This is a genomic window from Bacillus sp. FSL K6-0993, from assembly GCF_037977205.1.
GTDB lineage: Bacteria > Bacillota > Bacilli > Bacillales > Bacillaceae > Bacillus > Bacillus subtilis.
This window is the reverse complement of record NZ_CP150275.1, coordinates 114,306-134,803: the sequence shown is the minus strand read 5'-3', so window position 1 is coordinate 134,803 and position 20,498 is coordinate 114,306. Positions and strand designations below refer to the sequence as shown.

Annotated in this window: 20 protein-coding genes and 1 other annotated feature; all 20 genes read right to left on the bottom strand. The window is 42.6% G+C overall.

Features of this window, described 5'->3' with window-relative positions; all coding sequences use genetic code 11:
* Positions 1–223: 223 nt before the first annotated feature.
* The 20 genes from MHH79_RS00715 to MHH79_RS00620 all read right to left on the bottom strand — a co-directional run bounded on the left by MHH79_RS00715 (position 224) and on the right by MHH79_RS00620 (position 20,498).
* Positions 224–1,180 (bottom strand): alpha/beta hydrolase, encoded by a 957-nt coding sequence (locus MHH79_RS00715; RefSeq protein ID WP_063336200.1) that lies wholly within the window; start codon positions 1,178–1,180, stop codon positions 224–226.
* Positions 1,181–1,278: 98 nt separating this feature from the next.
* Entirely contained in the window at positions 1,279–2,469 is a 1,191-nt protein-coding gene (tuf, locus tag MHH79_RS00710) for an elongation factor Tu (RefSeq protein ID WP_003235058.1), read from the bottom strand.
* A gap of 119 nt (positions 2,470–2,588) precedes the next feature.
* On the bottom strand, positions 2,589–4,667 hold the full coding sequence (gene fusA / locus MHH79_RS00705) for an elongation factor G (RefSeq protein WP_003235056.1): 2,079 nt from the start codon (positions 4,665–4,667) through the stop codon (positions 2,589–2,591).
* 53 nt (positions 4,668–4,720) lie between these two features.
* Positions 4,721–5,191: a 30S ribosomal protein S7 gene (rpsG, locus tag MHH79_RS00700; RefSeq protein ID WP_003225784.1), complete on the bottom strand. Its 471-nt coding sequence runs from the start codon at positions 5,189–5,191 to the stop codon at positions 4,721–4,723.
* A 41-nt stretch (positions 5,192–5,232) separates the two neighbouring features.
* Positions 5,233–5,649: a 30S ribosomal protein S12 gene (gene rpsL / locus MHH79_RS00695; RefSeq protein ID WP_003225781.1), complete on the bottom strand. Its 417-nt coding sequence runs from the start codon at positions 5,647–5,649 to the stop codon at positions 5,233–5,235.
* Positions 5,650–5,762: 113 nt separating this feature from the next.
* A complete protein-coding gene (locus tag MHH79_RS00690) occupies positions 5,763–6,011 on the bottom strand; it encodes a 50S ribosomal protein L7ae-like protein (protein WP_003225778.1) in 249 nt (82 codons plus the stop codon).
* Between the two features lie 178 nt (positions 6,012–6,189).
* Positions 6,190–9,789 carry a DNA-directed RNA polymerase subunit beta' gene (gene rpoC, locus MHH79_RS00685; protein WP_004399688.1) on the bottom strand — a complete coding sequence of 1,200 codons (3,600 nt, stop codon included), beginning with the start codon at positions 9,787–9,789 and terminating at the stop codon, positions 6,190–6,192.
* A 61-nt stretch (positions 9,790–9,850) separates the two neighbouring features.
* Positions 9,851–13,432, bottom strand: coding sequence for a DNA-directed RNA polymerase subunit beta (gene rpoB / locus MHH79_RS00680; protein WP_009966326.1), 3,582 nt, complete (start codon positions 13,430–13,432; stop codon positions 9,851–9,853).
* A 245-nt stretch (positions 13,433–13,677) separates the two neighbouring features.
* On the bottom strand, positions 13,678–14,283 hold the full coding sequence (locus MHH79_RS00675; protein ID WP_003235045.1) for a class I SAM-dependent methyltransferase: 606 nt from the start codon (positions 14,281–14,283) through the stop codon (positions 13,678–13,680).
* An 89-nt stretch (positions 14,284–14,372) separates the two neighbouring features.
* Entirely contained in the window at positions 14,373–14,744 is a 372-nt protein-coding gene (rplL, locus tag MHH79_RS00670; protein WP_003156436.1) for a 50S ribosomal protein L7/L12, read from the bottom strand.
* Between the two features lie 45 nt (positions 14,745–14,789).
* Positions 14,790–15,290 (bottom strand): 50S ribosomal protein L10, encoded by a 501-nt coding sequence (gene rplJ, locus MHH79_RS00665; protein ID WP_003235042.1) that lies wholly within the window; start codon positions 15,288–15,290, stop codon positions 14,790–14,792.
* A gap of 65 nt (positions 15,291–15,355) precedes the next feature.
* Positions 15,356–15,496 (bottom strand) — a sequence feature (ribosomal protein L10 leader region).
* A gap of 45 nt (positions 15,497–15,541) precedes the next feature.
* Positions 15,542–16,240: a 50S ribosomal protein L1 gene (gene rplA, locus MHH79_RS00660; RefSeq protein ID WP_003235040.1), complete on the bottom strand. Its 699-nt coding sequence runs from the start codon at positions 16,238–16,240 to the stop codon at positions 15,542–15,544.
* A 94-nt stretch (positions 16,241–16,334) separates the two neighbouring features.
* The gene (gene rplK, locus MHH79_RS00655; RefSeq protein WP_003156430.1) at positions 16,335–16,760 is read right to left on the bottom strand and encodes a 50S ribosomal protein L11; all 426 of its coding nucleotides are present in this window, start codon (positions 16,758–16,760) and stop codon (positions 16,335–16,337) included.
* A gap of 168 nt (positions 16,761–16,928) precedes the next feature.
* Positions 16,929–17,462 (bottom strand): transcription termination/antitermination protein NusG, encoded by a 534-nt coding sequence (nusG, locus tag MHH79_RS00650; RefSeq protein WP_003225764.1) that lies wholly within the window; start codon positions 17,460–17,462, stop codon positions 16,929–16,931.
* Positions 17,463–17,640: 178 nt separating this feature from the next.
* Positions 17,641–17,820 (bottom strand): preprotein translocase subunit SecE, encoded by a 180-nt coding sequence (gene secE / locus MHH79_RS00645; protein ID WP_004399676.1) that lies wholly within the window; start codon positions 17,818–17,820, stop codon positions 17,641–17,643.
* 33 nt (positions 17,821–17,853) lie between these two features.
* On the bottom strand, positions 17,854–18,003 hold the full coding sequence (gene rpmG / locus MHH79_RS00640; protein WP_003156421.1) for a 50S ribosomal protein L33: 150 nt from the start codon (positions 18,001–18,003) through the stop codon (positions 17,854–17,856).
* 92 nt (positions 18,004–18,095) lie between these two features.
* A complete protein-coding gene (sigH, locus tag MHH79_RS00635; protein ID WP_003225758.1) occupies positions 18,096–18,752 on the bottom strand; it encodes an RNA polymerase sporulation sigma factor SigH in 657 nt (218 codons plus the stop codon).
* Between the two features lie 62 nt (positions 18,753–18,814).
* On the bottom strand, positions 18,815–19,327 hold the full coding sequence (gene rae1 / locus MHH79_RS00630; RefSeq protein WP_003235032.1) for a ribosome-dependent mRNA decay endonuclease Rae1/YacP: 513 nt from the start codon (positions 19,325–19,327) through the stop codon (positions 18,815–18,817).
* A gap of 6 nt (positions 19,328–19,333) precedes the next feature.
* Positions 19,334–20,083, bottom strand: a complete 750-nt coding sequence (gene rlmB, locus MHH79_RS00625; RefSeq protein WP_014475598.1) for a 23S rRNA (guanosine(2251)-2'-O)-methyltransferase RlmB — start codon at positions 20,081–20,083, stop codon at positions 19,334–19,336.
* Complete coding sequence (locus MHH79_RS00620) at positions 20,067–20,498, bottom strand: mini-ribonuclease 3 (protein WP_004399685.1); 432 nt, start codon at positions 20,496–20,498, stop codon at positions 20,067–20,069. Before MHH79_RS00620 ends, rlmB begins: the two co-directional genes overlap by 17 nt.

Sequence of the window (20,498 nt, the reverse complement as noted above, 5' to 3'; positions counted from 1 at the left end):
TTTCGCCTACATCACGTTAGACAGTTCTCCGTGAGAAAAACCTGAACACCTTGCCATGGCAAAGCGGCCGGGTGTGTCAGCAACCTCTCACTTCATCGCAGTCAAAGACCAACATACACCATTATACAGAAAATAGGCGCATGTTGCAAGACTTATTTAAAATATGCATGGTTTGCACACTTTTTTTATTATACAGGGGTTTTTCTTATTTATCAAGGATCTATCATAAATGGTGTCGTGCATGTCGACTTAATGTGTTCGCGAATAATGACGGCTCCTCAATATGCGGGGTGTGAGCTGAGTTCTCAAATTGAAACCAGCGCTTTTCCGGTGCCTCAAGTTCTTGATAATACTGTTTCGATATTTCAGCAGGAACAATTAAGTCATGTTTCCCTGAAATGAAAACACACGGTACTTTAATAGAAGGAACTGATGTAAAAGCATTAAACCGGTACAACTCATCAGTTAAATGTTTTTTACTGAAGCGCAATCCATTGAGGAAGCTGTGCATGTTCCGCACTCCATACTCATTGCCAGTAAGCATTTGAAATAATACAGCTAGAGATTGACGATGACGGCGAGTGAATCCTCCCCTGCTTAGCTCGACACAAAACCGATAGATAAGGTGCTGGATATCCTGCTTCCAAGGCGGAGCACCAATGAAACGTGTGAGGAAAGATAATATGCTGGCTTTTTTTGATTCAGAAATTTCACGAATATGTTGATAAGCAGTTGATTCCTCATCGTGAGGGTTAACAACCTGGCTGATTCCATAATACGCGTAAAATAAATCAGGACACTGCTGCAGCACATGAAGCGCCAATATTGACCCCCAAGAATGACCGGCTAGGTAAAGTTTTGATTTTGAAAAATGAGCTAAAAGCCATTGAGTGACTTGGATTGTATCTTTAATGAAGTGATTTATTGTCATAGAGTGATGCGAAATTCGCTTAGAATAAGAAAGCCCCGATCCTCTCTGATCCCAATGAACTACTGTAAAATACTGTTCCAGCTCTTTTTGATAATGTCTAACATATCCGATTTGCGGCGTTCCCGGCCCGCCATGTAAAAAAAGCAGCAATGGATTTTTCTCGTCAACTCCATTAATCATCAGCATTTGCTTTGTATTTCCAATGCTTAATTCTTTCATGATTGCGATTGATTTCTTTTCAGGAATCATAAATATTAACCCCTCGAATATGATAGATCCTATTATACAAGAAAAAGATAAGCAAACAAAAAACGAGACCCGCAGGGGTCTCGTTTAAAATCATACTATTACTCAGTGATTGTAGAAACAACGCCTGAACCAACAGTACGTCCGCCTTCACGAATAGAGAAACGAGTTCCTTCTTCGATAGCGATTGTAGAGATAAGTTCAACGTTCATTTCAGTGTTATCTCCAGGCATAACCATTTCTACGCCTTCTGGAAGATGGATGATACCAGTTACGTCAGTTGTACGGAAGTAGAACTGAGGACGGTAGTTAGAGAAGAATGGAGTATGACGTCCACCCTCTTCTTTAGAAAGAACGTAAACTTCAGCTTTGAATTTGCTGTGTGGAGTGATTGTACCTGGTTTAGCAAGTACTTGACCACGTTGGATTTCTTCACGAGATACACCGCGAAGAAGGGCACCAATGTTGTCACCAGCTTCAGCGTAATCAAGAAGCTTACGGAACATTTCAACACCTGTAACAGTTGTTTTCTTGTTCTCTTCTTGAAGACCGATGATTTCAACTTCGTCACCGACTTTAACTTGTCCGCGTTCTACACGGCCAGTAGCAACTGTACCACGACCAGTGATTGAGAATACGTCCTCAACTGGCATCATGAATGGTTTTTCAGTGTCGCGTTCTGGAGTTGGGATGTACTCATCAACCGCATCCATAAGTTCGAAGATTTTAGCTTCCCACTCAGCGTCTCCTTCAAGAGCTTTAAGAGCAGAACCTTTAACAACTGGTACATCATCGCCAGGGAAGTCGTATTCGCTAAGAAGATCGCGAACTTCCATTTCAACTAGTTCAAGAAGCTCTTCGTCGTCTACCATGTCGCATTTGTTTAAGAATACAACGATGTATGGTACACCAACGTTTTTAGAAAGAAGGATGTGCTCACGAGTTTGTGGCATTGGGCCATCAGCAGCAGATACTACAAGGATAGCTCCGTCCATTTGCGCAGCACCAGTGATCATGTTTTTAACATAGTCAGCGTGTCCTGGGCAGTCAACGTGTGCATAGTGACGAGTTTCAGTTTCGTACTCAACGTGTGCAGTAGAGATTGTGATACCGCGCTCGCGTTCTTCTGGAGCACCATCAATTTGATCGTACGCCATAGCTGTACCTTTACCAGATTTCTTATGAAGTACTGTTGTGATAGCAGCAGTTAAAGTTGTTTTACCATGGTCAACGTGTCCAATTGTACCAATATTGGCATGTGATTTGGAACGGTCGAATTTTTCTTTAGCCATTCTAAAATCCTCCTTAAGAGCTTTTAATTAGTAATGTATAGAGTGATAGGAAGTGAAAGAAAGCTTTCACTTCCTCATCTTACAATAGTAGTTATACTTGAGTTAAGCGGCAAAATCAATTATTCGCCTTTATTTTTTTTGATAATTTCTTCTGCGACGCTCTTCGGCACTTCTTCGTAGTGATCCATGTGCATAGTGAACGTACCGCGACCTTGCGTATTAGAACGAAGTGCAGTAGCGTAACCGAACATTTCAGCAAGAGGAACCATAGCGCGAACAACTTGAGCGTTACCGCGTGCTTCCATACCTTCTACGCGTCCGCGACGTGAAGTGATATCACCCATGATATCTCCCATGTATTCTTCTGGAATAACCACTTCCACTTTCATGATTGGTTCAAGAAGAACTGGGTTACATTTGCTGACTGCATTTTTCAATGCCATAGAAGCAGCAACTTTAAATGCCATTTCGTTTGAGTCAACATCATGGTAAGAACCGTCGAAAAGTTTAGCTTTAATGTCGATAAGCGGGAAGCCTGCTAGTACACCATTTTCAAGTGCATCTTCCAGACCTGCTTGAACAGCTGGGATATATTCACGAGGAACGACCCCACCGACAATCGCATTTTCAAATTCAAAGCCAGCGCCTTCCTCGTTTGGTTCGAATTCGATCCAAACGTGTCCGAACTGACCGCGTCCACCAGACTGACGTACGAATTTACCTTCAACTTTTGCACCGGTACGGAATGTTTCACGGTACGCAACTTGAGGAGCACCAACATTGGCTTCTACTTTAAATTCGCGTTTCATACGGTCAACAATGATATCAAGGTGAAGTTCACCCATACCAGAGATGATCGTTTGGCCAGTTTCTGGGTTTGTTTGAGTACGGAATGTAGGATCTTCTTCAGCAAGTTTCGCTAAAGCGATACCCATTTTATCTTGGTCAGCTTTTGATTTAGGCTCAATAGCAACGTCGATAACTGGTTCTGGGAATTCCATTGACTCAAGGATAACAAGATCCTTCTCATCACATAGAGTATCTCCAGTAGTTGTATCTTTTAGACCTACAGCAGCTGCGATATCCCCTGCGTATACAGTAGAGATTTCTTCACGGCTGTTAGCGTGCATTTGAAGAATACGTCCAACACGCTCACGTTTGCCTTTAGTAGAGTTTTTCACGTATGAACCAGAATCAAGTGTTCCAGAGTACACACGGAAGAACGTCAACTTACCAACGTAAGGGTCAGTCATAACCTTAAATGCTAATGCAGAGAATGGCTCTTCGTCAGAAGAATGACGCTCAATCTCTTCATTTGTATCAGGACGTGTACCTTTGATTGCAGCAACGTCAGTTGGTGCAGGAAGGTAGTCAAGAACAGCATCAAGTACTAGTTGAACACCTTTGTTTTTGAAGGCAGAACCAACAAGAACAGGGTAGAATTCAACATTTAATGTACCTTTACGAATTCCTGCTTTTAACTCGTCAATTGTGATTTCTTCACCCTCAAGGTACTTATCCATAAGCTCTTCATCAAGCTCACATACAGCTTCAATAAGGCTGTTGCGAAGCTCTTCAGCTTGCTCTTTGTACTCTTCAGGGATTTCTTTTGCATCAGAACGAGTTCCGAGGTCATCTTCGTAGAAATACGCAACGTTTTCTACAAGGTCAATGATACCTTCGAAGTTATCTTCAGCACCGATCGGCAATTGAATTGCATGAGCGTTTGCTTGAAGACGGTCTCTTAAAGTTCCTACAGAGTAAAGGAAGTCTGCACCGATTTTGTCCATTTTGTTAACAAAAACGATACGCGGTACTCCATAAGTTGTTGCCTGACGCCAAACAGTTTCTGTTTGAGGCTCAACGCCTGATTGCGCGTCAAGTACAGCAACAGCACCATCAAGTACACGAAGAGAACGTTCAACTTCAACTGTGAAGTCTACGTGTCCTGGAGTATCGATGATGTTTACGCGGTATCCTTTCCACTGTGCAGTTGTCGCAGCGGAAGTGATTGTGATACCACGTTCTTGTTCCTGCTCCATCCAGTCCATTTGTGAAGCTCCTTCATGAGTTTCACCAATTTTGTGGATACGACCAGTATAGAACAAGATACGTTCTGTAGTAGTCGTTTTACCGGCATCGATGTGAGCCATGATACCGATATTACGAGTTTTTTCTAAGGAGAACTCTCTTGCCATTGGGTAATTTCTCCTTCCTTATTAGGAAATTGTGTTTTGTTAATCTATAAATCCTACCAGCGATAGTGAGCAAATGCTTTGTTTGCTTCAGCCATCTTATGAGTGTCTTCACGTTTCTTAACAGCAGCACCAGTGTTGTTAGCTGCGTCAAGGATTTCGTTAGCTAAACGCTCTTCCATCGTTTTTTCTCCGCGAAGACGAGCGTAGTTAACTAACCAGCGAAGTCCAAGAGTCGTACGACGTTCAGGACGAACTTCTACAGGAACTTGGTAGTTCGCACCACCTACACGGCGTGCTTTTACTTCAAGTACAGGCATGATGTTTTTCAATGCTTGTTCGAAAACCTCCATTGCATCATTGCCAGTACGTTCTTTAATGATATCGAATGACTTGTATAGGATTGTTTGAGACTTACCTTTTTTACCATCGATCATCATTTTGTTGATTAGACGAGATACAAGCTTAGAGTTGTAAATCGGATCAGGTAAAACATCTCTTTTTGCTACAGGACCTTTACGTGGCATCTGAATATCCTCCCTTCATCAATTATGCGTATTTTCGTATATTATTTTGCTTTAGGTTTTTTCGTACCGTATTTAGAACGGCCTTGTGCACGGTTTTCAACTCCAGCAGTATCAAGCGCACCACGAACGATGTGGTAACGTACCCCTGGTAAGTCTTTTACACGTCCGCCGCGGATAAGTACAACACTGTGCTCTTGCAGGTTGTGACCGATACCAGGAATGTAAGCAGTAACCTCGATTCCGTTAGTCAAACGAACACGAGCATATTTACGAAGTGCTGAGTTCGGTTTTTTCGGTGTCATTGTACCAACACGAGTACATACCCCGCGTTTTTGTGGAGAAGATACGTTAGTGTGCTCTTTTTTAAAGCTGTTGTATCCTTTGTTAAGTGCAGGAGACTTTGAGTTTTCTACTTTACTCACGCGTCCTTTGCGAATTAGCTGATTAATTGTAGGCATGAATTTTTCCTCCCTTCATTACGTTTTATAACCCACATACCCAGGTGGTTCATCAAAAGGCAAAAAACAATGTCTTTACACAAGATGGAATCTTACGCAAAAACAAAAGTACGTTATAAAATAATGGCAACAGCGGCTGCTCCTACCTCAATTCCGCAGGCTTTGCCGAGCTTTTTCATGGATTCAACCATTGAGACAGAGATACCTTGATCTTCAGCAAGTGAAACAACACTTGACGTGAGTATCGGATCTGCGTCTTTTGCAACGACTACTTCCTTTACTGAACCTCGCTTTAGAGCTTTCACTGTTTGCTTCGTACCAATAATAATTGATTTGGCCTGTGATACTTTATCATAAGACATAAACATATCCTCCAAAGTAACAGGTTTATTTCGAGCACCTTGGTTATATTATCATTCTAGGAGACGAATGTCAACAAGGTATGACATTTTTTAGTTTCTATCTTCTCATAGAGTGACTTTTTCATAAATATATCTGCCGAAAGACCGCAAAAACAGTCTTTCAGCAGAATGAAATCAGTTATTCAACCGGAACCATATCGTCAGTCGGCTGAACATTTGATACTGGTTTTACTTTACGGTATTTCATCATTCCTGTACCAGCTGGAACAAGCTTACCGATGATAACATTCTCTTTCAAGCCGAGAAGCTCGTCACGCTTACCTTTGATCGCTGCATCTGTAAGGACACGTGTTGTTTCCTGGAAGGAAGCAGCAGATAAGAATGAATCAGTTTCAAGAGATGCTTTTGTAATACCGAGTAAGACAGGACGGCCTGTAGCAGGTCGATTGCCTTCAAGCAATACCTTTTTGTTCGCTTCAGTAAATTGGTGAATATCAAGCAATGTACCTGGAAGCACATCAGTGTCACCGGCATCAATCACGCGTACTTTGCGAAGCATCTGGCGCACCATTACTTCTACGTGTTTATCACCGATTTCAACACCCTGCATACGGTAAACCTTTTGAACCTCATGGAGAAGATACTCTTGAACAGTCGTCAGGTCAGTTACTTTAAGAAGTTCTTTCGGATCGATTGAACCTTCTGTCAGTACTTGGCCTCGAGTAATTTTATCCCCTTCCGCTACTTTCAGGCGGGAGTTGTAAGGTGCCGTATAAGAACGTGTTTCCACTGCGCCTTGAACCACAATTTCCTGTTGCTTATCACGAACTTCATTGATCTCAACGACTGTACCGTCGATTTCTGTAATTGTTGCCTGACCTTTCGGATTACGCGCTTCGAAAAGCTCTTGGATACGCGGAAGACCCTGTGTGATATCGTCTCCGGCAACCCCGCCTGTATGGAATGTACGCATTGTTAACTGTGTACCAGGCTCACCGATTGATTGGGCAGCAATGATTCCGACAGCTTCACCGACTTCAACATCGGAGCCAGTTGCAAGATTTCGGCCATAGCATCGTTTACATACACCATGAGGCGTATTACATGTGAAGGCAGAACGGATCCACACTTCTTCAATGCCGGCTTCGACAATCTCCAGTGCTTTATCTTCATCAATCAGTTCGTTTTCATTCACAAGCACTTCACCTGTTTCAGGGTGCTTCACTTGTTTTCTTGCAAAACGTCCGATTAAGCGTTCTTCTAAGCGCTCAATTGTTTCGGTTCCTTCTTTAAGAGGCTTAGCAAGAATGCCTCGGTCAGTTCCGCAATCAGTTTCACGGATGATAACATCCTGCGCAACGTCAACGAGACGGCGTGTAAGGTAACCTGAGTCAGCAGTTTTAAGAGCGGTATCGGCAAGACCTTTACGCGCACCGTGTGTGGAGATAAAGTACTCCAATACTGTCAGACCTTCACGGAAACTTGATTTGATCGGCAACTCAATGATACGTCCAGCCGGGTTAGCCATCAGGCCGCGCATTCCGGCAAGCTGCGTAAAGTTAGATGCGTTACCACGGGCACCAGAGTCACTCATCATGTAGATCGGGTTGAGTTCATCAAGTGATTTCATCAGTTTGCCTTGGATAACGTCTTTTGCAGCACTCCAGATAGAGATGACTCTCTCATAGCGTTCTTCTTCAGTGATAAGACCGCGGCGGAACTGCTTCATAACGTTGTCAACTTTGCTTTGCGCTTCTTCAAGAATTTCTTGTTTATCATCGAGTACGACGATGTCAGAAACCCCAACTGTAATACCAGCTTTTGTTGAATATTTGAAACCTAGGTTTTTCATGCGGTCAAGCATTTTAGACGTTTCCGTAATATGGAATCGTTTAAAGATTTCCGCGATGATTTTACCCAGAATGCCTTTTTTAAACGGCGCATTGATTGGCTGCTGTGCGATAACAGCTTTAACGTCAGCACCTTTTTCTAAGAAGAAACGATCAGGTGTTTTCTCTTCAATGTTGCTCTTCGTTGGTTCATTCATGTAAGGGAATGATTCCGGAAGAATTTCATTGAAGACAAGCTTACCGACAGTTGTAATTAACAATTTTGAGCGCTGTTCTTCGGTAAATGTCACATTCTTAAGTGAGTTAGCTGCAACAGCTACTCTCGTATGAAGGTGAACATATCCGTTTTGATAAGCAAGAAGCGCTTCGTCTGTATTCTTGAAGACCATACCTTCACCGACAGCACCGGCACGCTCAAGTGTCAGGTAATAGTTACCTAGTACCATATCCTGAGACGGTGTTACAACCGGTTTACCATCTTTAGGGTTCAAGATGTTTTGAGCAGCAAGCATCAAGATGCGTGCTTCAGCTTGTGCTTCAGCAGATAATGGTACGTGAACCGCCATTTGGTCACCGTCAAAGTCAGCGTTGTAAGCTGTACATACGAGCGGGTGAAGACGGATTGCGCGTCCTTCAACAAGCGTTGGTTCAAACGCCTGGATACCTAATCTGTGAAGTGTAGGGGCACGGTTCAGCAGTACCGGGTGCTCCTTAATAACTGATTCTAGTACATCCCAAACTTCAGGCTGTACGCGCTCAATTTTGCGTTTCGCACTCTTAATGTTGTGAGCAAGACCTTTTTCAACAAGTTCTTTCATAACGAAAGGTTTGAAAAGTTCAAGCGCCATTTCCTTCGGTAATCCGCATTGGTACATTTTCAAATGAGGACCAACAACGATTACAGAACGTCCGGAGTAATCGACACGTTTACCAAGAAGGTTTTGACGGAAACGGCCTTGCTTCCCTTTCAGCATGTGAGAAAGAGATTTTAACGGTCTGTTACCAGGACCTGTTACAGGGCGTCCGCGGCGGCCGTTGTCAATTAGGGCATCGACAGCCTCTTGAAGCATACGCTTTTCGTTTTGAACGATGATGCTAGGCGCACCAAGGTCTAAAAGGCGTTTCAAACGATTGTTACGGTTGATGACACGACGATAAAGGTCATTCAAATCAGAAGTCGCAAAACGTCCGCCATCTAGCTGAACCATCGGTCTAAGCTCCGGAGGAATAACAGGAAGCACATCAAGGATCATCCAAGAAGGCTTGTTTCCTGAGTTACGGAAGGCTTCTAAAACTTCAAGACGTTTGATCGCACGAGTACGGCGTTGTCCTTGTGAAGTTTTCAGCTCTTCTTTTAACATATCAACTTCTTTTACAAGATCGATATCTTGAAGAAGTTTATGAATTGCTTCAGCACCCATAGATGCTTGGAATTTATTACCGTATTTATCAAGATAAGCACGATATTCTTTCTCAGACAGAAGCTGTTTCTTTTCAAGCGGTGTATTCGCCGGATCAGTTACAACGTAAGAAGCAAAGTAAATGACTTCTTCTAAAGCACGAGGTGACATATCCAGCACAAGACCCATACGGCTTGGAATACCTTTGAAATACCAAATGTGGGAAACTGGGGCAGCCAGTTCAATGTGCCCCATTCTCTCACGACGGACTTTAGCCCGTGTTACTTCGACTCCGCAGCGGTCACAAACTACGCCTTTATAACGAACTCGCTTGTACTTCCCGCAATGACATTCCCAGTCCTTAGTCGGTCCGAAAATGCGTTCGCAGAATAGACCGTCCTTTTCAGGTTTTAACGTACGATAGTTTATCGTTTCAGGCTTTTTCACTTCACCAAAAGACCATGAACGGATTTTATCTGGTGAAGCAAGACCGATGTTCATATACTCAAAATTGTTCACATCTAGCAAGGGGCCTACCTCCCTTTTTATCTTCGGATTAACCGATGTCACTTGCCTTTATAACTAGAGATTATTCTTTTGTTACTACATCGCGTTCAACGTCTGCAGATGCTGTTTCTTCCGGCTCTTCATCACCTGATAATGCCAGGCCGTCAGCTTGTTTCGCATCTTCTTCGTCTTCTAAATCTCTCATTTCTATTTCTTCTTCATCACCAGAAAGGATTTTGACATCCATACCTAAGCTTTGAAGTTCTTTGATTAATACTTTGAATGATTCCGGAACACCTGGTTCAGGAACATTGTCGCCTTTAACGATGGCTTCGTATGTTTTCACACGTCCAACCACGTCATCAGACTTAACAGTCAGAATTTCTTGAAGAGTGTAAGCCGCACCGTAAGCTTCAAGTGCCCAAACCTCCATCTCACCAAAACGCTGTCCGCCAAATTGCGCTTTACCGCCAAGAGGCTGCTGCGTAACAAGTGAGTAAGGGCCTGTAGAGCGTGCATGAAGTTTATCGTCAACCATGTGAGCTAGTTTGATCATGTACATGATACCGACAGATACACGGTTATCAAACGGCTCTCCAGTACGTCCGTCGTAAAGCACTGTTTTGGCGTCACGAGACATGCCGGCTTCTTCAAGTGTTTCCCAGACATCCTCTTCTCGCGCTCCGTCAAATACAGGAGATGCAATGTGAATGCCAAGGTAACGAGCGGCCATACCCATGTGAAGTTCCAATACCTGCCCGATGTTCATACGTGATGGTACGCCCAGCGGGTTAAGCATGATATCAATTGGTGTGCCGTCAGGAAGGTAAGGCATATCTTCTTCAGGAAGAATCTTAGAGATAACACCTTTGTTACCGTGACGACCGGCCATTTTATCCCCTTCAGAAATCTTACGTTTCTGAACGATATATACGCGTACTAACTGGTTAACACCTGGAGGAAGTTCGTCTCCGTCTTCACGGTTGAAGACTTTAACGTCATGGATAATTCCGCCGCCGCCATGAGGCACACGAAGAGAAGTATCACGAACCTCGCGGGCTTTCTCGCCAAAGATGGCGTGAAGAAGGCGTTCTTCTGCAGTCAGTTCAGTTACGCCTTTAGGCGTTACTTTACCAACAAGAAGATCTCCGTCTTTTACTTCTGCCCCAATACGGATGATTCCGCGGTCATCAAGATTGCGAAGCGCATCTTCACCGACGTTTGGAATATCGCGAGTGATTTCTTCAGGTCCAAGTTTCGTATCACGTGCTTCTGATTCGTATTCTTCAATGTGGATAGATGTATAAACATCATCCTTCACTAGGCGTTCACTCATGATGATGGCATCCTCATAGTTGTAGCCATCCCATGTCATGAAGCCAACCATTACGTTACGGCCAAGTGCAAGTTCACCAAGCTCCATAGAAGGACCGTCAGCAAGGATTTCTCCTTTTACCACTTCATCGCCGACACTTACGATCGGACGCTGGTTGTAGCACGTACCTTGGTTAGAGCGGACAAATTTCAGCAGGCTGTATTTATCCAGGTTTCCTTTTACTTTTTGACCGTCTACTTCTTCATAACGGCGAACCCAAACGTTTTTCGCTTCTACGCGTTCAACGATACCAGGGTGTTTACAAATAACAGCGGCACCAGAGTCTTTTCCTGATACGTATTCCATACCAGTTCCAACAAATGGCGCTTCCGGCTGCATCAAAGGCACAGCCTGACGCTGCATGTTCGCTCCCATGAGGGCACGGTTGGAGTCATCGTTTTCTAAGAACGGGATACATGCTGTCGCAGCAGATACAACCTGCTTAGGCGATACATCCATGTAGTCTACACGATTTCTGGAAACAACAGTGTTCTCCCCGCGGAAACGAGCTACGATGCTGTCATCAATAAAGGCGCCTTCGTCATCAAGACGAGCATTCGCTTGAGCGACAACATAGTTATCCTCTTCATCAGCAGTTAAGTAATCGATTCTGCCCGTTACCTTCCCTGTTTCAGGGTCAACGCGGCGATATGGCGTTTCAATAAAGCCAAAACGGTTTACTTTTGCATAAGATGATAGTGAGTTGATCAAACCGATGTTCGGGCCCTCAGGCGTTTCAATCGGACACATACGGCCATAGTGGGAGTAGTGAACGTCACGCACTTCCATTCCGGCACGCTCACGTGTCAATCCGCCCGGTCCTAATGCTGACAGACGACGCTTGTGCGTTAATTCAGCAAGCGGGTTCGTCTGATCCATGAATTGAGAAAGCTGTGAGCTTCCAAAGAACTCTTTAATGGACGCAATAACAGGACGAATATTGATCAGTTGCTGAGGCGTAATTGTATTCGTATCTTGAATTGACATTCTCTCACGAACCACACGCTCCATACGGCTTAAACCGATACGGAATTGGTTCTGGAGAAGCTCGCCTACAGAACGTAAACGGCGGTTTCCAAGATGATCGATATCATCTGTGTCGCCTACTCCGTGCAGCAGGTTGAAGAAGTAGCTGATTGAAGAAATAATATCAGCAGGCGTGATGTTTTTAATCTCTTCTTCGATGTAAGCATTGCCGATTACATTAATAACCTGTTCTCCTTCTTGATCAGTCGGAGCAAAGATTTTAATTGATTGAAGAGTCACTTCATCTTCAACAACGCCGCCATTCGGATACAGCTTTCTGAAACCGATTCCGTTTTCTAAGTATGGCAGTACTTTATCAAGTGTTCTTCTATCAAGAATCTGGCCTTTTTCAGCAAGGATTTCTCCTGTTTCAGGATCAACAAGCGTTTCAGCAAGTCTCTGATTGAAGAGGCGATTCTTAATATGAAGTTTTTTATTAATTTTATAGCGTCCTACATTGGCAAGATCGTATCGTTTCGGATCAAAGAAACGAGAATCAAGCAAGCTTTTCGCATTTTCTACTGTAGGCGGCTCTCCAGGACGGAGACGCTCGTAAATTTCCAGCAACGCTTTGTCGCTGTTTTCTGTGTTATCTTTATCAAGCGTATTTCGCAAGTATTCGTTTTCTCCTATGAGATCAAGAATCTCTTGATCGGAGCCGAAGCCGAGAGCACGCAAAAGAACCGTAACCGGCAACTTACGTGTGCGATCAATGCGGACATAAACAACATCTTTCGCATCAGTTTCGTATTCTAACCATGCGCCACGGTTTGGAATGACAGTTGCGGTAAAACCTTTTTTACCGTTTTTGTCTACTTTACCACTGAAATATACACTTGGAGACCGAACAAGCTGGGAAACGATAACACGTTCCGCACCGTTAATGATAAAAGTACCTGTATCTGTCATAATAGGGAAATCACCCATGAAGACATCTTGGTCTTTTACCTCTCCAGTTTCTTTGTTAATTAAACGAACCTTCACTCTTAGCGGAGCTGAGTAAGTCACATCACGTTCTTTTGATTCCTCTACAGGATATTTAGGCTCACCTAAACTATAATCAATGAACTCAAGAGAGAGGTTACCAGTGAAATCCTCAATTGGTGATATGTCTTGAAACATCTCTCTAAGACCCTCATCAAGAAACCACTGATAAGAAGAGGTTTGAATTTCAATGAGATTTGGTAATTCTAACACTTCGCTAATGCGAGCATAGCTTCTGCGCTGGCGGTGTCGTCCATACTGAACTAGTTGACCTGTCAACTGATTCACCCCTCAAATCATGCGTATTATATGTGTAATAAGCATTTCTTCCAAAGAAAGAAAATACTTTTACAAGACAAAAGAAAAAAGGGTTTCTAATTAAGAAAACCACATCCAAAAACAAATACCGATTTTATTAGCATTTCCATACTTGTATAATTTATACATAGATATTGACAATTCATCATATCAAGCAAAATATATACATTGGCATTTTACAATATTAACATAGTTAAAATACCGAGTCAAACTTTTTTTGCTTTTATGATATAATAGCCTTTCTTTTTTTGAACGACAGAAACTTCATCGAACAGTTCCTCGAGCTTTTCAATGGCAGAAGGCGCGCCTTGCTTTTTCTGTATGACGATCCACAATTCACCTGAAGCTTTTAAGTGTTCAGCGCTTTTCTCAAAGATAGCATGGACAACTTTTTTTCCGGCTCGGATTGGGGGATTTGTAAGAATAGAAGCAAATGTTTGAGCAGAATCAACGTTTGAAAACAAATCGCTTTGATAAATCTTAACGTTTGTTATTCCGTTCTGTTCCGCATTTTCATTTGATAGTTCTACGGCTCTCTCATTAACGTCAATCATGTGGATAGTCCGGTCTTTAAAGTCGCTGGCGAGCGATAAACCAATCGGGCCGTATCCGCAGCCTACATCCAAAATGCCGCCCTCAACCTCAGGCTCTTCAAAAGAATCAATCAGCAGGCGGGAGCCGAAATCAACTTCTTTTTTAGAAAAAACCCCGCTGTCGCTGGTAAACGTGAAATCTTTATTCCGAAGCCTAAAAGACCAGGTTTGCTTGTTGCTTTTCACTGAAGGTTTTTCTGAATAATAGTGCTCACTCATTATTAGAACCTCCTTTTTTCATGGCTTAAAGAATGGCAAAGAAAAAGCTCGCCTCATAAAAGCGAGCTTCCCCTACAGGTAAGTGAAGATTACTTAACTTCTACAGAAGCGCCAACTTCTTCAAGTTTAGCTTTAAGCTCTTCAGCTTCTTCTTTAGCAATACCTTCTTTAAGTGGTTTTGGAGTGTTGTCAACAAGTTCTTTAGCTTCTTTCAAGCCAAGACCAGTGATTTCACGTACAACTTTGATAACTTTGATTTTTTGAGATCCTGCACCAGCAAGGATAAGATCGAATTCGCTTTGCTCTTCAGCAGCTCCGCCTGCAGCAGCTCCGCCAGCTACAGCTACAGGAGCAGCAGCAGTTACGCCAAATTCTTCTTCGATTGCTTTTACTAGGTCGTTCAATTCAAGTACAGTTGCTTCTTTAACGGAAGCAATGATTTCTTCGATATTTAAAGCCATTTGTAATTCCTCCATTTTGTTTTAATTTATGAAAAACTGATTAGATTAAGCGCCTTGTTCTTCCTTTTGTTCTGCCACAGCTTTTGCAGCAAGAGCAAGGTTGCGAACTGGAGCTTGAAGTACGCTAAGCAACATAGAAAGCAAGCCTTCGCGTGATGGAAGTTCAGCAAGAGCTTTCACTTCTTCAACAGTAGAAACTTTACCTTCGATAACGCCAGCTTTGATTTCAAGAGCTTCGTGATTTTTAGCGAAGTCATTAAGAACTTTAGCCGGAGCGACAACATCTTCAGTGCTGAATGCGATCGCGTTCGGTCCAGTTAAGAAATCATTCAAACCATTAAGCTCAGCTTGTTCAACCGCACGGCGAGTCATCGTATTTTTGTAAACTTTGAACTCAACGTTAGCTTCGCGAAGCTGTTTACGAAGTTCAGTTACTTCAGAAACGTTAAGTCCGCGATAGTCAACGATGATCGTTGATTTACTTTCTTTCAGTTTAGAAGCAATTTCTTCAACAACAACTTTTTTTGTTTCAATTGCGCTGCTCATGGTTACACCTCCTGTAGATTCTTGTGTAACACTTATACCGTTAGGTGATCACGACTGAGACGACGGATTCCATATAAAAAGCCTCCATGAGACATGGAGGCTGTATATACAAGCATACGTAACGTAATAGCTGTGATAATATACACCTCGGTAGGATAATTAAGCGGTTAGGCCCCTACTGTCTACGGTATAAATGATATTCTATTTTACAACATTTTGAATAATATCAGAATGTTGATGTCATGTCAATATTATTTTACGTTAAAAGTTGAAGAGTCTACTTTGACACCAGGTCCCATAGTAGAAGTTACAGCAACGTTTTTCACGTAAACGCCTTTAGCTGCAGCAGGTTTAGCTTTAAGGATTGTATCGTACATTGTTGTGAAGTTCTCAACAAGTTTTTCATCCTCGAAAGAAACTTTACCGATAGGAACATGAATGTTTCCAGCTTTATCAACGCGGTATTCAACTTTACCAGCTTTGATTTCGCCGATAGCTTTTTCAACTTCGAAAGTAACTGTACCAGTTTTAGGGTTTGGCATTAAACCTTTTGGTCCAAGTACACGACCGATTTTACCAACTTCACCCATCATGTCAGGTGTAGCTACGATAACATCGAAATCGAACCAGCCTTGTTGAATTTTGTTGATGTAGTCAGTATCGCCTACGAAATCTGCACCAGCAGCTTCAGCTTCTTTCGCTTTTTCGCCTTTTGCGAAAACGAGAACGCGCTGAGTTTTACCAGTTCCGTTTGGAAGCACAACTGCTCCACGGATTTGCTGGTCGTTTTTACGAGGGTCAACCCCTAAACGGAAAGCCACTTCAACTGTAGCGTCGAATTTAGCTGTGTTTGTTTTTTTAACGAGAGCTACTGCTTCAGAGACGTCGTAAGCTTTAGAACGGTCTACAAGCTTAGCAGCTTCAACGTACTTTTTACCTTTTTTAGCCATTTTAAAATTTCCTCCTTATGTGGTTATAGCGGAATAACCTCCCACGAATAAGGGTTGCGAACTTGTTAAAACTCGCAACCCGACAAGAAACAAATTAATCCTCGATTACAATACCCATACTGCGGGCAGTACCTTCAACCATGCGCATTGCCGCTTCAACGTCTGCTGCGTTTAAGTCAGGCATTTTCGTTTCAGCGATTTCGCGTACTTTATCGCGCTTAACGGTTGCCACTTTATTACGGTTTGGTTCACCAGAACCAGACTCAATTCCAGCTGCTTTTTTAAGCAATACTGCAGCAGGTGGAGTTTTTGTAATAAATGTAAATGAACGGTCTTCGTAAACCGAAATTTCAACAGGAATGATTAAACCAGCTTGGTCAGCTGTACGAGCGTTAAACTCCTTACAGAATCCCATGATGTTAACACCGGCTTGACCAAGTGCAGGTCCAACTGGTGGTGCTGGGTTAGCTTTTCCAGCAGGAATTTGCAATTTTACAACTTTAACTACTTTTTTAGCCACGAGACACACCTCCTTAAGTCCGTGATGTGGTAAATAGGGTAAACCCTCCCACTCAAGGTTTCATTCTTTATATGAATGACGAAATATCATGCTAGTTGCCTTGGATAAGTCCAAGACGTACCTTTGCTATATTATCATTTATATATAGCAATTTCAAGTTTTTTCACATTACAATTTATCGATTTGAGTAAATTCCAGCTCAACCGGCGTTTCACGGCCGAACATATTAACGAAAACTTTGACCTTGCTTTTATCATAATCAATCTCTTCAATTGATCCTGTAAAGTTAGCAAAAGGTCCGTCTATTACTTTCACTGTCTCTTTCAGTTCAAAGTCAATATCAGTTTTTCGTTCATCCATGCCCATTCTCTTCAGAATGGTTTCTGCTTCGCCCGGAAGAAGCGGCGTCGGTTTTGAACCTGACCCGGCAGATCCTACGAATCCAGTAACGCCCGGCGTGTTGCGGACAACATACCAAGAGTCGTCTGTCATTACAATTTCAACAAGCACATAACCAGGGAATACTTTCTTTTTCACGACTTTTTTCTTGCCGTTTTTGATATCCGTTTCTTCTTCTTCGGGTACGACTACACGGAAAATTTTATCCTGCATCCCCATTGATTCAACACGCTTTTCCAAGTTGGCTTTTACTTTATTCTCATAACCAGAGTACGTGTGAACAACATACCAATTCTTTTCCATTCTATTCAGGACTGTCCAGTCCTTCCCTCCCCGCATTTGGTTTTAGTGAATTACCATAACGCTTCAAAAAATAGGCGGCAAGCCTATGATAACTATCATTTTAAGCCACAATAAAAAACCCGCTGAACGGGTTTTGGCAAGTAATATTATGATCTATTATAGCACGTATTGCTGATCATTATTCAACTATTAAACGAATTAATTGAGAAATTCCTGTGTCAAGGAGGGCAAAAAAGATAACAAAAAAGATAACTGTTGAAATTACCGTAATGGTATAACGCGTTAACTCTTTTCCTTTAGGCCAGCTTACCTTTTTCATTTCTTTCCCAACATCTTTAAAGAATTTCATAATACGCATGTAAAAGACCTCCACAATTTAAAAGCGCAAAAACTATTTTGTTTCAAGATGAGCTGTATGTGAATTGCAAGTACTGCAGTATTTCTTTACTTCTAATCGCTCAGCCGCTGATGCAGAGCTCTTCATTGTCGTATAATTACGGTTTCCGCATGTCTTGCATGCTAACGTAATCTTTTTTCTCATGTCATTACACCTTTTTCTAAATAGACATTAGTTCTTATCTTTAGTAACATATCATAGTCAGAAAAATACTGTCAATATAGCATAAATTCCTATTACAAACTGATTTCGCGAATTTCCAAGTACTTCTCCAGCTTGCGTTTCACACGCTGAAGGGCATTGTCGATCGATTTCACATGTCGGTTCAGTTCATCAGAAATCTCTTGGTAACTTCTCCCGTCGAGATATAAGACGAGTACTTTTCTCTCTAAATCACTTAATAGTTCTCCCATTTTCATTTCAATATCATCAAATTCTTCCTGATTAATGATCATTTCCTCAGGATTTAAGGTTTTCGCTCCTGAAATGACATCCAGCAGCGTTCGGTCTGATTCTTCATCAAAAATCGGTTTATCTAATGAGACGTAGGAATTCAAAGGAATGTGTTTCTGGCGAGTAGCTGTCTTTATTGCGGTAATAATTTGGCGGGTAATACATAATTCTGCGAAAGCTTTGAATGAGGTAAGCTTGTCCTCTTTGAAGTCACGAATAGACTTATAGAGGCCTATCATGCCTTCCTGAACAATATCCTCTCTGTCCGCCCCTATTAAGAAATAGGATCTTGCTTTTGCCCGAACAAAGTTTCGGTACTTCGTAATCAAGTAATCTAACGCATCACTGTCCCCAACATGAACCTTTTCAATGACCTGCTCGTCCTCCAACTGGCAAAACTGCTCTTTGTTGAATTTTCCCTTGTTGTTCTGTAGATTCACTCCGATCCCCCCGGCGCACGTAGATAGAAATATTATACAGTATTGGACAAAAAAGCGTCAACTTAATCTAAGTCTCCCCGCCTCCACTTTTCAAACGTTTTCAAAACCTCTTCCGATAAAGCAATTTTACCCGCCGGCTTTTCGGAAGTGATTTTTCTTACCCGTCTCTCTATTCGCCTTTCAATCGTTTCTACCTCTCTCAAAAGCTCCCGGGCCGATTTCCGCAATGCCCCCTGTCCGAAAATCGCCCACTGCTCAGTATAGTCAGAGGTCGCAACGTGAATTTGAGTCGCAATATTATTCAAAGCCTGAGCGAGCTTTTCTATCCGCTCATCAGCCGTCTCATTTTCTTTTGTGAAAATTACTTCAACTCGATGGTTGGTCTGTTTTTTCTCAAGCCCTTTTACGAGATGCGCGTCAAAAACAACAATAACCCTGTTTCCTGTATACGATTGATATTCCGCCATTTTCTGAATCAGTACGTCTCTCGCCTCTTCAAAACTGTTCGCTTTTAAATCCTTCAGCTGCGGCCAGGCTCCAATCATGTTGTACCCGTCTACTAACAGGATATCCATGGGTCTTTATTCTCCCAGAGGGTTTCGTTTCCGGTAGACTTCATACATCAAAAGACCAGCCGCGACAGATGCATTTAGTGAAGTTACCTTTCCGGCCATCGGGAGTTTAATGAGAAAATCGCACTTTTCCTTCACAAGGCGGCCCATCCCTTTTCCTTCACTTCCGATGACTAGAGCCAAAGGCATATTGCCGTCCATATTGCGGTAATCCTCACGCGCGGACGCATCCGTTCCGACAACCCAGATTCCCCGCTCTTTCATCTCTTCTAACGTCCGTGCCAAATTGGTGACTCTTGCTACAGGAATGTGCTCAATTGCTCCTGTTGAAGCTTTTGCCACTGTTGTTGTCAGCCCGACAGCTCTCCGTTTTGGAATAACGATGCCATGAGCGCCGACCGCATCTGCTGTCCTCATAATGGAACCCAGATTATGAGGGTCTTCAAGCTCGTCCAGAATGAGGAAGAAAGGCTGTTCATTTTTTTCTTCAGCTGCTTTATATAAATCGTCCAGTTCTGCATATTCATACGCTGCAACCTGTGCCACTACGCCCTGATGCTGTCCTGTCACCATTTGATCGAGTTTTTTTCTCGGGACGTATTGAATCGTGATTCCCTGCTTTTTGGCAAGCTCAATCACTTGCTGTGCTTGTCCCTTTACGGTGTTTTCCGCCATCCATAGCTTATACAGCTTCCGATCAGATTTTAACGTCTCGATCACTGCATTTTTCCCTATGACGTAATCATGTTGCTGACTCATTTGTTTTCCTCCCTGACGTCCCGAATTGTATAGCTTCGGCTACGAGCTGACTAAGTCGTTCCTCTTTTTTCTCTAGAAAAAGGTAGCCCAGAAGCGCTTCAAATGCTGTACTGTAGCGGTACGTCTGAACATCTGTATTTTTAGGTGTTGTCCCTGACTTGGCATTTCTGCCTCTTTTCAGCACCGCTTCCTCTTCTTCCGTAAAAAATGATTGATTCTGCAGAAAAAATAGGATCTCAGCCTGTGACTTTGCTGAAACAATCCGGCTTGATTTCTTATGAAGATCATTTGGTTTGGTAAAGCCCTGCTTAAGCAGGTGATGCCTGACATACACTTCAAAAATGGCATCACCTATATAAGCAAGCGCAAGACCGTTAAGCTGCTTAGAATCTTTTATCGTATCAAATTCAAGCAT

Bases quoted from the DNA above. Each gene is read 5' to 3' on its own strand.
- MHH79_RS00715 (WP_063336200.1), bottom strand. From the start codon at position 1,180: ATGATTCCTGAAAAGAAATCAATCGCAATCATGAAAGAATTAAGCATT.
- tuf (WP_003235058.1), bottom strand. From the start codon at position 2,469: ATGGCTAAAGAAAAATTCGACCGTTCCAAATCACATGCCAATATTGGT.
- fusA (WP_003235056.1), bottom strand. From the start codon at position 4,667: ATGGCAAGAGAGTTCTCCTTAGAAAAAACTCGTAATATCGGTATCATG.
- rpsG (WP_003225784.1), bottom strand. From the start codon at position 5,191: ATGCCACGTAAAGGTCCTGTAGCAAAAAGAGATGTTTTACCTGATCCG.
- rpsL (WP_003225781.1), bottom strand. From the start codon at position 5,649: ATGCCTACAATTAATCAGCTAATTCGCAAAGGACGCGTGAGTAAAGTA.
- MHH79_RS00690 (WP_003225778.1), bottom strand. From the start codon at position 6,011: ATGTCTTATGATAAAGTATCACAGGCCAAATCAATTATTATTGGTACG.
- MHH79_RS00675 (WP_003235045.1), bottom strand. From the start codon at position 14,283: ATGAGTGAGCACTATTATTCAGAAAAACCTTCAGTGAAAAGCAACAAG.
- rplL (WP_003156436.1), bottom strand. From the start codon at position 14,744: ATGGCTTTAAATATCGAAGAAATCATTGCTTCCGTTAAAGAAGCAACT.
- rplJ (WP_003235042.1), bottom strand. From the start codon at position 15,290: ATGAGCAGCGCAATTGAAACAAAAAAAGTTGTTGTTGAAGAAATTGCT.
- rplA (WP_003235040.1), bottom strand. From the start codon at position 16,240: ATGGCTAAAAAAGGTAAAAAGTACGTTGAAGCTGCTAAGCTTGTAGAC.
- nusG (WP_003225764.1), bottom strand. From the start codon at position 17,462: ATGGAAAAGAATTGGTATGTTGTTCACACGTACTCTGGTTATGAGAAT.
- secE (WP_004399676.1), bottom strand. From the start codon at position 17,820: ATGCGTATTATGAAATTCTTTAAAGATGTTGGGAAAGAAATGAAAAAG.
- rpmG (WP_003156421.1), bottom strand. From the start codon at position 18,003: ATGAGAAAAAAGATTACGTTAGCATGCAAGACATGCGGAAACCGTAAT.
- rae1 (WP_003235032.1), bottom strand. From the start codon at position 19,327: ATGGATATCCTGTTAGTAGACGGGTACAACATGATTGGAGCCTGGCCG.
- rlmB (WP_014475598.1), bottom strand. From the start codon at position 20,083: ATGAGTCAGCAACATGATTACGTCATAGGGAAAAATGCAGTGATCGAG.
- MHH79_RS00620 (WP_004399685.1), bottom strand. From the start codon at position 20,498: ATGCTTGAATTTGATACGATAAAAGATTCTAAGCAGCTTAACGGTCTT.